The following is a 13,292-nucleotide window of genomic DNA, read 5'->3' as shown; positions in this document are numbered from 1 at the left end:
CTTTTAACAAAATTTCAAATGTTTTTGCGGGAGAGAAAGACCCATATTCCAAATAATGAATAAGTAAACATCTGAAATTCAGGAAAATTAAGGCTAGCAATTTCTATTTAGGCAAATTAGGTTTTGTTAAAATTATTTCGATCGATAGAATATTTATGCTTAGAAATTTGAATTTTGTTTTAGATTCTTTAACATTGATGATTAAGAAGTACAATAAACCTTAGAAAATAACCGCCTATGACCAATAAAACTTAGCATCTGTTAACTCCCCAATGCATCAAATGATGCGCTCAAACCTTTAGGCGAAAGCCTTTTGCAGGTATTCGTACCACGGTATAATAGCAATAGAAATCCCAAATTTTGAAGGGCCACAACTATTGCAATTATTTTGAGAATAATCGCAAACGATTGCATAATCAATTAACAGACAAGTATTTGAGATTAATCTTGTTACCCAATCTATCTATGTTTATGAAAAATGTTTACAAAAGCCTAAGTGCGCTTTTAATGCTCTTAGTATTAGCCAGTTCCGCAGCCATGGCGCAGCGGGTTGTAACTGGTACAGTGCTGGACGAGTTTGATGTAGGGTTGCCGGGTGTGTCCGTCCTAGTAAAAGGAACGACCACGGGTACCGCTACCGACATTGACGGTAAATTCTCCCTCAATGTGCCTAACGACCAAGCTGTTTTGGTTTTCTCTTTTATCGGTTATGCCACTATCGAGCAGGTAGTTGGAAATCGAAGTGTCATCGATGTGAAGATGGCGCCAGATGAGCAAACTTTGACAGAATTGGTAGTAACCGGTTATACGATTGATAGCCGAAGAGAGACTACTGGTGCGATTGCAACGGTAGATCCTAAAGATTTGACGGTAATTCCTACCGGTAACGTAGAGCAGACCCTTCAAGGTCGTGTTTCCGGTGTAACGGTAATTACTAACGGTCAGCCAGGTACTTCTTCAATTATTCGTGTTCGTGGTTTCGGTGCCTTCGGTGGTAACGAACCATTGTACGTTGTAGATGGTGTTCCTGTAGGATCAACTGATTTCTTGAATCCTGATGATATTGAGTCAACCACTGTATTGAAAGATGCTGCTGCAGCTTCTATCTATGGTGCTCGTGCTGCTAACGGTGTAATTATCTACACTACTAAGCGAGGAAGAAGAGGAAATCAAAAAATTAGAGTGGATTACAATGGTATGTTCGGTTTGACTACTCCTGGTCAAGGTTTGGACATGATGAATCCACAAGACTTTGCTACATATACTTGGTTGGCTGAAACTAATCAAGCTGCTATTGATGGTCGTGCTCCTAATTATGGACACCCTCAATTTGGTACAGGTTCTACTCCAGTATTGCCTTACTATATCAACGTAGGTGGTGCGGCAGGTGTACCTGGACCGCTATCTGCAGCTGAAATTGAGCAGCAAAGAGCACTATACAATATAGATCCTACCAAAGGTCCTGTTCATCAGCTTGTAAGAGCTGCTACTGGAGAAGGAACTGACTGGTACGATGCATTGACAAGAAACGCTCCTTTGAACAGACACTCTATTGGTTTGAGTGGAGGTTCTGAAACTAGCCGATTCTTTATCGGTTTGGGCTATCAGGATCAAGCTGGTATCATGATCGTGAACAACTTCCGAAGACTTTCTTTCAGAGCTAACTCTGAATTTGACGTGACGAAGCGGTTCCGAATCGGTGAAAACTTCCAGGCTACTTACCGTCAGGTATTAGGTCAGCAAGGTGGTACCGGTGGTCGAGGTGTTTCCGACGATGAGAACGACATCCTTCAGGCTTTCCGTATGCCTTCAATTATCCCGGTATATGATGAATTTGGAGGTTATGGAGGTACTGCAGCTCGTGGATTCAACAACCCACGTAACCCTGTAGCTAACCGAGATGGTCAGCGTGATAACAGAAACTTTAATGCCAACGTTTTCGGTAACGTTTATGCAGAATATGACATCCTTGATGATTTGAGATTTAGAACATCTATCGGTGGTCAGTATAACAATTACTATTTCTGGGGATATTCCAGATTGCAGTATGAAAACTCTGAAAACAACTCTGCTTTCGGTTATAACGAAGGAGCTGGTTTCGTTTTCGGCTGGACCTTTACAAATACACTTTCTTGGAAGAGAACTTTCGGAAAGCATGCATTTGACGTTATTGTTGGTCAAGAAGCTTTGAATACTGGTGCTGGAAGAAATATGTCTGCTTCTGGTCAGAATCCTTTCTCGAGAGATCCAGACTTCATCAATATTTCCAACTTGCCGGTATCTTCTCGCCAAGTAAATTCAGATTTGTTTAAGGGTGTGAACTTCAACTCTTACTTCGGTCGTGTGAATTATACTTTCAATGATAAGTATCTATTCAGTGCGGTTGTAAGACGTGATGGTTCTTCTCGATTCGGTTCCAATAATCGATATGGTGTATTCCCTGCATTCTCTGCAGCTTGGAGAATTTCTTCTGAAGAATTCTTGTCTAGCGCAACATGGATTGATGATTTGAAAATCCGTGGTGGTTGGGGACAAATGGGTAACTCCAATAACGTAGACCCTAACAACCAATATTCATTGTTTGGTGGTACCGTAGGAGCTTCTTCATACGATATCACTGGTTCTAACTCTTCAGCACAAATTGGATTTAGAAGAACTCGAATTGGTAACCCTAATGCGCAGTGGGAAACCGCAGTAACCCAAAACATTGGTTTTGATGGTACTTTCTTCAACGGAAGATTAGATGTGATATTTGATTGGTGGAGAAAAGATACCAAAGATCTATTGTTTACTGTTCCTATTCCTTTGACCGCTGGTAGCAATGCAGCTCCACCAGCTGTTAACATTGGTGAAATGTTGAATAGAGGTTTGGATCTCTTGGTGTCAACCAGAGGTAACCTTTCTTCTTCTTTGACTTATGAATTGACTGTTACTGGTTCTACCTTGAAGAACGAAATCGTAGCCTTGGCTCCAGGTTTGGAAATCATTACTTCCGTTAACCCTGCTTATCGAGGTATTCGTCCAATTAGAAACTCTGTAGGACAGCCGCTTTCTACATTCTTCGGATACAAAGTTTTGGGCTTGTTCCAAAGCCAAGAGGATGTAAATTCTCATGCGACACAAGTAGGTGCTGCTCCAGGTCGATTTAAATATGAAGATTTGGATGGGGATGGTGTTATTACTGCCGATGATAGACAAGTATTGGGTAATCCAATTCCTGACTTTACTGGTGGTGTGAATTTCACTGTAGGTTATAAAGGTTTTGACCTTTCTGCTTACTTGTACACTTCTATTGGTAACGAAGTATGGAACCAGTCTAAGTGGTTTACTGACTTCTTCTCTACTTTCGAAGGTGCTGCAATTTCTGAGCGTTTGAAAGACTCTTGGTCTCCTCAGAATCCTAACGCTACTATTCCGATCGTAGACCGTTCTTCTACATTCTCTACTTCAACTGTTGAAAACAGTTACTATGTAGAGGATGGTTCATACCTAAGACTTCAGAACGTAACTCTTGGATATACACTTCCTCAGAATCTTCTTGACAAGTGGAAGTTGCAGAGACTAAGAGTATTTGCTTCTGCTAACAACCTATTCACTATCACTGGATATGAAGGTTTGGATCCTGCAGTAGGTGGAGACGCGGATTTGACGTTCGGTATTGATGTTGGTAACTACCCAGTTACTAGAGGTTATACTTTGGGTCTGAATGTCAGCTTCTAAGTCTAACATTTCTTAACGAATCGAGTTATAGAAAATATAATTGATTAAAAATGAAAAATTTTAAATTGAAATTTGGAGCCCTATCATTATCAGCAATGATGATGGTAGCAGTGAGTTGTTCTGATGAGTTCCTTGACGTTCCACCAACAGGATTGCTTGCACAAGCTCAGCTGTCATCTTTGGCAGGGATTGAAGCTTCTTTGATTGCAGCATATTCTCAGGTGAATGGACGAGGTAACCGTCTAGGTTCCCCATCCAATTGGGTGTTTGGGAGTATTAGAGGTGGGGAGGCTAATAAAGGTACTGACCCTGGTGATTTTACCACCATTAACCCAATTCAGCGTTTTGAAAATGATGCTGCTTCTGGTGAAATGGGATCTAAATGGAATGTTTGCTATGAAGGTATCGCTCGAGCAAACAACGTTTTGAGACTATTGCAAGAACCAGGGCCAGATGTGACTGATGCTGATGCAATTAGATTGGCTGCGCAAGCAAGATTTTTGAGAGCTCACTTCTATTTTGAATTGAAGCGTCTTTACAATAATACGCCTTATGTTGATGAGACAGTAGATTATGGTTCTGGTTTGGAAGAAATCAGCAATAATCAAGATCTATGGCCATTTATTGAGGCAGATTTCCAATATGCAATTGATAACCTACCTGCTACTCAATCTCAAGTAGGTCGTGTAAACTCTTGGGCTGCCAAGGCTTACATGGGAAAGGTTTACTTGTATCAAGGAAAATTCTCTCAGGCTAAATCCATGTTTGACGACGTAATCGCTAATGGTGTTACATCTAATGGATTGAAGTATGATCTTGTTCCTTACTATGATGACATGTTCCGCGGAGCAAATGATAACCATCAGGAATCTGTTTGGGCTTATCAAGCTGCTGCAGGTACAGGATCTGTATTGAATGCTAACCCTGAGTTTGATTTGAACTTCCCTTACAATACTGGACCTGCTGGACCAGGTAACTGTTGCGGATTCTTCCAGCCAAGCTTCACTTTCGTGAATGCATTTAGAACTGATGCTAATGGTCTTCCATTGTTGGACAAGTCTTACAATGATCCTGCAAACAGAGTGAAGAGTGATATGGGGCTAAACTCAGATCAGGACTTTACACCAGATGCTGGTAACTTGGATCCACGTTTGGATCATACTGTAGGTCGTAGAGGAATCCCTTACCTAGATTGGCAAGATCATCCAGGTGCTGCTTGGATTCGTAACCAGCCTAACGGTGGTCCTTACTCTCCTAAGAAGTATGTATATGCTCGTTCTGAGCAAGGCTCTTTCCAAGATAACTCTTCTTGGACTCCAGGTTACACTGGTATCAACTTCATGATCATCCGATTTGCTGATGTGCTTTTGATGTCAGCTGAAGCAGATATCGAGACTGGTAACTTGGAAAGTGCTCGTGCTAAGGTTAACCGAGTTCGTGAGAGAGCAATGAATTCTGAATTGCTTCGTGAAGACGGAACTTCGGCTGCTAACTATGTAATTTCTACATATGATAGTCCTTGGACAGATGCAAATGCTGCAAGAACAGCTGTTCGTATGGAAAGAATGCTTGAGTTAGGTATGGAAGGTCATAGATTCTTCGATCTAGTACGTTGGAATACCGTTCAGGAAGAATTGGATTTCTATTTTGCACTTGACGGAACTATTCTGACTGGTGCATTGGGTGGAGCTAAGTTCACTGACAAGTATCGTTTACTTCCAATTCCTCAAGATCAAATTGACTTAGTAGGTTCAGACATTCTGATTCAGAACCCTGGCTTCTAAGCATAAATTGATAGTTAAAAAAAGGGACCAGAAATGGTCCCTTTTTTTGTTTTTACCAGTCAATTCTGCTTAAATTTTTTTTGCCCTATTTGATTAAATAGTAATTTCAAGACTAATAATTACCCCTGCCCAATCATGAAGATTAATGCCACTTTATTCTCCCTTTTTGTTTCTGTAATCCTGTTTTCCTGTAAAAAAACGGATACTCTGTTTGAACTGAAATCACCCGAAGAGACAGGGATTGATTTTAATAATGAAATTGTAGAAACGGACTCATTTAATATTCTTACAGATGAATATATTTTCAATGGAGGTGGAGTAGCGGTAGCAGATTTTGATCAAAATGGATTTCCTGATTTGTTCTTTACAGGTAATCAGGTTCCTAATAAATTATACCTCAATCAAGGTGATTTTAAGTTTAAAGACATTTCTGAGGGTGCAGGAATATCAGCTTCTGAAAAATGGTGTACCGGTGTTACTGTGATAGATATCAATCAAGACGGCTGGATGGATATCTATGTGGTTGCTGCGATGAAAACCGGGCCTGGGGAACGTGATAACTTATTATATGTAAATCAAGGAAAAGATTCCCAAGGAAATGTAACCTTTAAAGAAATGGCTGCTTCCTATGGAATTGCCGATTCTGGAAATGGGATGGGAGCTGCTTTTGTGGATTATGATTTAGATGGAGATCTTGATTTATATGTGTTGAATAATGAGCAAAGCAAAATCACACCTTCGAATTACCGTGAAAAAATAACGGATGGATCTGCCATTAATAACGATGCGTTCTATAGAAATAATGGAGATGGCTCATTTACAGATGTAACTGTTGAGGCAGGGATTACTATTGAAGGCTTTGGTTTGGGACTTTTGATCTCAGACCTGAATAATGACGGTTGGCCTGATATCCATGTTTCCAATGATTATGTAACGAATGATTTGCTTTACATCAACAATCAGGATGGTACTTTTTCGAATCAAATTTCCCAAAAGCTGAAGCACCAAAGCCAGTTTTCAATGGGATCTGATATTTCAGACTTCAATAATGACATGATGCCGGATATCGTTACCTTAGACATGCTTGGTGAGGATAATTATCGAAAAAAGACCACTATTGGTAAGAATTCCTACCAAGTCTATATCAGCAATGAGCAATGGGGCTATGAATATCAACATGTCCGAAATATGCTCCACATGAATAATGGGCCTGAGGCTCCATTTAGTGAAATTGGAATGTATGCTGGGATGTACCAAACAGATTGGTCATGGTCTCCACTTTTTGGAGATGTGAATCAGGATGGTTGGAGAGACTTACTTATAACGAATGGTTTTCCTCGGGATATTACGGATAAGGATTTTGCAAACTATCGGGCTGATGTGGGTAATATCGCTACAGTTAGGCAGCTTTTAGATTCTATCCCGATAGTAAAAATCCCCAATTATGCCTTTAAAAATCAAGGAGACTGGACTTTTGTCAATAATGGAAATAATTGGGGTTTGGATAAGTCTTCCTTTTCGAATGGAGCGGCATTAGTGGATTTAGATCTGGACGGGGATTTGGATTATGTGGTTAACAATATTAATGACCCAGCTTTTGTATTTGAGAATTTGCTAAGTGAAAAAGAGGACAAAGGAGATTATCTTAAAATTGATTTAAAAGGACCTGCACCTAATCCTCAAGGACTTGGGGCAAAAGTAATTTTGACATTATCTGATGGTTCCAAACTCTTTCAAGAGCAGCAGCTGGTTCGAGGATATATGTCTACCCTGGATGCGGTTATGCATTTTGGCTTAGGTAAGGATAGGTCAATTGCTGATCTAAAAGTGATTTGGCCTGATGGAAAGATCAATCAGCTTTCTGCTGTCGAAGCAAATCAGACTATTTCTATAGACTACAGCCAATCACAAACCGGAAAATATTCCTTAGCTATTTTGGATTTTGAGAATGAAAGTCCGCTTGTGGAAGAGGTGACAGATCAGATCGGGATTTCATTTGTTCATCAAGAGCAGGATAAGATCGATTACAATTTACAACGTACGCTTCCTCATAAATTGACCCAATATGGACCTGCCTTGGCTGTAGGGGATTTGAATGGGGATGGTATGGAAGATTTGATCGTTGGATCTTCCTCAGGAGAGGAGCCTCTTACATTCATGCAGCAAGCAGATGGGACATTTGCCGAAAAGGTCCTCATTGGAGATGGAAGTGCCAACTTCGAAGAGATGGGAATCCTACTTTTTGATTTGGATAATGATGGAGATTTGGATTTGTATCTGGTGGGAGGAAGTAATGAATTTTTGCCCAACTCGACTGAATATAATGATAGACTGTACCTAAATGATGGTAAAGGGAATTTTACCCTAGATCAGAATTTTCAAGAAGTGAAAGCAAGTGGAAGCGTCGTACGTGCTGCTGATTTTGACCAAGATGGATTCTTGGATTTATTCGTTGGAGGGAGAACTCCTTTTGCCCAATTTCCTTACCCAGAAAAGAGCTTTTTGCTGAAAAATAATGGAGGCTCACTAAGCAATGTAACAGATGAAGTTGCGCCTGAATTAAGTCAAATTGGGATGGTGACCGATGCTATTTGGTCCGATGTGGATTTGGATGGGGCCATGGATTTAGTGGTTGTGGGAGAATTGATGCCCATTCAAATTTTCCAAAATCAAAACGGAAAGCTGGAATTAATGGAGAGTACTGGCTTGGAAAATTATAAAGGCTGGTGGAACTCCATCACTTCTGGCGATTTTGATCAGGATGGGGATATGGATTTTGTAGTTGGGAACTTGGGAGCGAATAATCATTTCCATCCTTCATTTGAGAAACCCTTTAAAATTTACGCTAAGGACTTTGATAATAATGGTAGTGTGGACCCTGTGATTTTCTCTTGGTACAAAGATCGATCAGGAAACTTTGAGTCTTATCCAAGCCATTTCTGGGATGATCTATATGGGCAGAGTATTCTCTTCAGAAGAAAATTTGAACGTTATAAAACCTATGCGGAAGCTACAGAGCAATCCTTATTCACAGAAGAGGAGCGAAGAGATGCCTTGATTTTGGAAGGGAATTATGATAAATCCGCCTACCTAGAAAATCTGGGGGGAGGAAAGTTTGCAATTCATCAACTCCCAAGAGAGGCTCAATTAGCCCCTGTTTTTGGACTGGTTTCTGAAGATGTAAATGGTGATGGCTTTTTGGATGTTGTTTTGGTCGGAAATGATTATGGGAATGAAATTTTCATTGGAAGACTCGATGCCTTGAATGGATTGGTTCTTTTGGGAGATGGACAAGGGGGCTTCCAATCAATTCCTGCAAGAGAAAGTGGATTCTTGGTTCCGGGTGATGCCAAAGCTTTGGTAAAGCTTAATCGAGCTTCGGGGAGTCCACTATTGATTGCATCTCAAAATAGAGGAGAACTGAAAGTGTTTAGACTTGAAAACAAGGAAGAGCAAACCATTGAGCCGAGTAAGGATATTGTTGGGGTAGTTGTTGAATTGGAAAATGGAAAAACCGTACGCTACGAACCTGGATTTGGAAGTGGCTTTTTGTCCCAATCTTCCAGAGAGATTCGCCTTCCTCAGGGAGTAAAAGGAATTAAGGTAATCAATTACCGAGGAGAGGCTCAAGAAATGGATGGAGCTGTATTGAATTAACGATACAGCTCATCCGGTTTTACTTCACAAATATTCAAGAATAGCTGGGCGACTTTGTCGGTCACATCCTCAAAATATCTTTTACCTTTTTCAGGAGTTGCTTTTTTTGGATTCCCGACTCCCGTGTCTTGGGTTACTTGAGACCATTTTCGCTCAGCCCAAGCCCACCTTTCTCTTACACCCCGAATGCTGGATTTTTTGTCCTTTCCGTCACCAGCCTCTTCAAGAGGTAAAACCAATTCCGGGTGCAAGTGCTGAATCAATGCAGTTTCCATTTCATCTGCATGGTCACCTTCTTCCTCAAAGTATTTGCTTTTGTCAAGAGCCTGAAACCAATTGGATGTAAACAGAAGCATGTCTGGAAATTGAAGTCCCAGTTCGCGAAGAGCTGTTTTGAAATCATTCCCTCCATGACTATTTAGGATTAAAAACTTCTTAACTCCCTGTCTATTCAACACCTCCAATACATCCCGAATGATAGCAAATTGGGTGCTTGGGTTCATATTGATATCCAAATATATATCTGCCTGACCGGTATTAACCCCAAAAGGAACGGTTGGTAAAACGACTAAATTCCCGCCTTTATCCCAAGCCTTTCGAGCTGCCTCAGTACTGATGGCATCTGCTTCAAAAATGTCTGTTCCATAAGGAAGGTGGTAATTATGTGCTTCAGTCGCACCCCAAGGTAATACCGCTAATTCATATCGATGTGTTTTCAGATATTTCCAAGTACATTCTTTGAGGAGATAAGGTCTCATTTTTTTAAGATTTGGTGGGAATTTGAAGAAAAAGCCTTGATATTAATAATTTCAAAACTCCATCTAAATTATCATTCATGTCTCAAAGAAGAAAGTTTATTAAGAAATCCCTGCTTGGTTCTTTAGTCGCTATACCTACGATTAGTCATGCGCTTCCTCGAATTAATTTTTCAGCAAAAAAGATAGACGGACCGTTGATTCTTTCGACTTGGAATCATGGAATTCCGGCTAATGCTGCGGCTATTGAAAAGTTTAAGGAGACAGGAAGTATTTTGGATGCGGTGGAGACTGGAGTGAAGGATACTGAATTGGATATGGATAACCTATCTGTGGGTTTGCAGGGACTTCCTGACAGAGAAGGGATTACGACTTTGGATGCATCCATTATGACAGGAGATGGATCATGCGGTTCAGTAGCTTTTGTTCGACAAGTCAAACATCCCATTTCTCTTGCAAGAGCTGTGATGGAAAAAACACCCCATGTGATGTTGGCAGGAGAAGGGGCAAGGCAATTTGCGATTGCTCAGGGCTTCCCTTTGGAAAAAGAAGAGTTGAGTCCAAAGGCTCAAAAGGCTTATGATGAATGGAAAAAGACGAGCAAATACAAGCCCGTCATTAATATTGAAAACCATGATACAATAGGCATGATTGGGATGGATGGCCAAGGGAATTTAGCTGGGAGTTGCACTACAAGTGGACTTGCTTATAAAATGCATGGAAGAGTAGGTGATAGCCCGATTATCGGAGCGGGATTGTATGTGGATAATGAAGTTGGTGCTGCTACGGCAACTGGGCTAGGAGAGTCCATTATTCGGATTTGTGGGAGTTTTCTAATTGTGGAATTGATGAGGCAAGGACGCAGTCCCCAAGAAGCTTGTGAGGAGGCTGTAAAGCGATTGATATCAAAAAACAGAAAGGATATTGACTCTATTCAGGCTGGTTTCTTAGCAATTAATAAGGATGGAGAAGTCGGTGCTTTTGCAGTCCAACCAGGATTTAATTTCGCAAAGGCAACCTTGGCAAGTAATGATTTAATTGATTCTAGGAGTCATTTTTAATTATGGAATATTTGCTAGAGGCTCCGGTTTTTAATATTCAATCTGCCTTAGATGCAGCTCGATTTGGAGTTAATCGATTAGAATTATGTGCAAATTTTCCAGAAGGCGGTGAGACTCCCAGTGCTGGAATGCTCAAAACATTAAAAAGCGAATTGGATATTCCGATTTTCGTGATGATTCGGCCAAGGGGAGGAGACTTTTGTTATTCACCCAAGGAGTTGTTGGTAATGAAAAGGGATATTGAGATTTTGGGTGAAATGGGCGCTGATGGATTTGTTTTTGGTGCTTTGGATTCTGATGGAAATATAAATTCGGAAGCATGCGAAAGCCTGCTTCGGGCTGCTTCAGGAAAACCCTGTACATTTCACCGAGCTTTCGATGTTTGTCGAAATCCTGAAGAATCCATAGAAGAGATTATTCGATTAGGATTTCGGCGAATATTGACTTCAGGGGCAAAAAATTCAGTTTCTGAAGGACTGGGCTTTATAGAAAGTTTAATTTCAAAAGCAGCCGGAAGAATAATCATTATGCCGGGTGGAGGTTCGAAACCAGACCATGTTCGTCAACTGAGGAAGCTGGATGGCTTTAAGGAAATTCACGCATCGTGTAAAACTAAAATCCGAACCACCAATCAATATTTTAACCCGGAGGTACAATTTTCTCCCGATCCAGAAGATTTTAAATTTCATTTAGGGATTGATCAAAATATTGTAGAAGAGTTTTTGGAGGCGTTTAAGGAATGATGAGAGTAGTATTTGTGTTTTTTTTCTTCGTGATTTTTTCCGCATGCGGACCGATTTCTGAACGAAAGCAGCCAACTCCAAGTCTTTATCAATTATCCCAAATGGATTTGAATTTGGAAGGGGGAAAACTCGCAGAGCTATACTGTGGAAATTGTCACCTGAAACCCGATCCGGAAATTTTGGACAGAAACACTTGGGAGACCAAAGTGCTTCCAGATATGCGAATGCGAATGGGTTTATACCTAGCAGAGGATTTTGGTGTTACGCTTCCCGCTGATAATGGCGTTCCAAAGGGAATCTATTCTGAAATTCCACTTATCAAGCGGGATGATTGGCAAAAGCTGAAAAACTATTATTTGGAATCAGCGCCTACAACTCCTATTCCTCAAAAGGAAAAAATTTCTCCTAAAGTAGGTATTCCAAATTTCGAAGTGGAAATACCCGAATTTGATTTTTTATACCCTGATCTGATTACTATGATTCATGTGGATGATGATTCCAATATTTGGTTGGGTCATCGATTCAAAAGGCTTTTTCAACTGAAATTTGATGAGGGCTTCAAGCTTGTTGATTCCTTGATTACTGATGTGGCACCGGTTTCCATACATTTTAATCAAACGGGTTTTGAGTTGCTTTCGATGGGGCTAATGGATCCTTCCAATGATTCTTTAGGGACATTAGAACAGTTAGAAAAAGTAGGTCAAAAATGGGAAGCAACCCGTCTTAATAGCAAACTAATGCGTCCTGTTGATTTGGCTGTTGGGGATTTGAATGGAGATGGGAGAGAGGATCGCGTGATTTCTCAGTTCGGAAATTATCTGGGTAAATTGAGCGTATTTTTTTCAAAAGAGAATGGAAAAGAAGAGGTAATATTAAAGGCTTTGCCGGGTGCTCGAAAAGTCGAATTGGTTGATTTTGATCAAGATGGAGATTTGGATGTTTTAGGCATGATGACTCAGGCAAGGGAAGGGATTTATTTTTGGGAAAATATAGGAGATGAGCGCTTCTCAGAAAAGATGCTGTTGGAATTTCAACCTGCATTTGGAAGCAGTGATTTCCAATTGGTTGATTTTGACGAGGATGGCTTATTGGATATCGTAATGGTGAATGGGGAAAATGCGGATCTTTCTCAAATTTTCAAAAATTTCCATGGAGTCAGGATTTTTAAAAACAAGGGAGATCTTGAATTTGAAGAAACTTGGTTTTATCCGATGTATGGCGCAAGTGGGATTCAGGCTGATGATTTTGATCAAGATGGGGATGTAGATTTAGTGGCCATTTCCTTTTTTCCTGACACCAAGCAGTCTCCCAAGCAAGACTTGATTTACTTTGAGAATAAAGGGGGATATCAATTTCAACCTTATGTTTCTGGCTTGGATTCGGATGCAAATTTCCTAATTATCGCTAAGGGAGATATAGATCAAGATCAGGATCAAGATATTTTGGTAGGGGCATTTGATTTTGATGATTTGTATAAAAAGCCTACCGAAAACTGGCGTCCATTAATTTTGCTTAGAAATAAAATTTTTTAGAAAATCATATTGATAGAATAAAAGCCTGAAAATTAATTTT

The 13,292-nt window shown here is 40.3% G+C and carries 7 protein-coding genes; 6 read left to right on the top strand and 1 reads right to left on the bottom strand.

Annotated features, from left to right (window positions below; translation table 11 throughout):
• Positions 1 to 465: 465 nt before the first annotated feature.
• The 3 genes from NY014_RS07755 to NY014_RS07745 all read left to right on the top strand — a co-directional run bounded on the left by NY014_RS07755 (position 466) and on the right by NY014_RS07745 (position 9,161).
• Positions 466 to 3,720, top strand: coding sequence for a SusC/RagA family TonB-linked outer membrane protein (locus NY014_RS07755; RefSeq protein ID WP_259413987.1), 3,255 nt, complete (start codon positions 466 to 468; stop codon positions 3,718 to 3,720).
• Between the two features lie 50 nt (positions 3,721 to 3,770).
• A complete protein-coding gene (locus NY014_RS07750) occupies positions 3,771 to 5,504 on the top strand; it encodes a RagB/SusD family nutrient uptake outer membrane protein (protein WP_259413986.1) in 1,734 nt (577 codons plus the stop codon).
• 135 nt (positions 5,505 to 5,639) lie between these two features.
• A complete protein-coding gene (locus tag NY014_RS07745; protein ID WP_259413985.1) occupies positions 5,640 to 9,161 on the top strand; it encodes a CRTAC1 family protein in 3,522 nt (1,173 codons plus the stop codon).
• Here the strand turns inward: NY014_RS07745 and NY014_RS07740 are convergent.
• Positions 9,158 to 9,919, bottom strand: a complete 762-nt coding sequence (locus NY014_RS07740) for a creatininase family protein (protein ID WP_259413984.1) — start codon at positions 9,917 to 9,919, stop codon at positions 9,158 to 9,160. The genes NY014_RS07745 and NY014_RS07740 overlap by 4 nt on opposite strands.
• A 77-nt stretch (positions 9,920 to 9,996) precedes the next feature.
• Here NY014_RS07740 and NY014_RS07735 point away from each other — a divergent pair, with 77 nt between their 5' ends.
• From NY014_RS07735 to NY014_RS07725, 3 genes are read left to right on the top strand one after another with little or no spacing between them, the layout of a single operon-like run.
• Positions 9,997 to 10,977: an isoaspartyl peptidase/L-asparaginase family protein gene (locus tag NY014_RS07735; protein WP_259413983.1), complete on the top strand. Its 981-nt coding sequence runs from the start codon at positions 9,997 to 9,999 to the stop codon at positions 10,975 to 10,977.
• Positions 10,978 to 10,979: 2 nt separating this feature from the next.
• Positions 10,980 to 11,720 (top strand): copper homeostasis protein CutC, encoded by a 741-nt coding sequence (locus tag NY014_RS07730; RefSeq protein ID WP_259413982.1) that lies wholly within the window; start codon positions 10,980 to 10,982, stop codon positions 11,718 to 11,720.
• The gene (locus tag NY014_RS07725) at positions 11,717 to 13,252 is read left to right on the top strand and encodes an FG-GAP repeat domain-containing protein (protein ID WP_259413981.1); all 1,536 of its coding nucleotides are present in this window, start codon (positions 11,717 to 11,719) and stop codon (positions 13,250 to 13,252) included. Before NY014_RS07730 ends, NY014_RS07725 begins: the two co-directional genes overlap by 4 nt.
• Positions 13,253 to 13,292: the final 40 nt, after the last annotated feature.

Origin of the sequence: Algoriphagus limi (assembly GCF_024919275.1) — a bacterium.
Lineage (GTDB): Bacteria > Bacteroidota > Bacteroidia > Cytophagales > Cyclobacteriaceae > Algoriphagus > Algoriphagus limi.
Note: the sequence above shows the minus strand (reverse complement) of the source record. Positions and strands in the feature narration are given on the sequence as shown.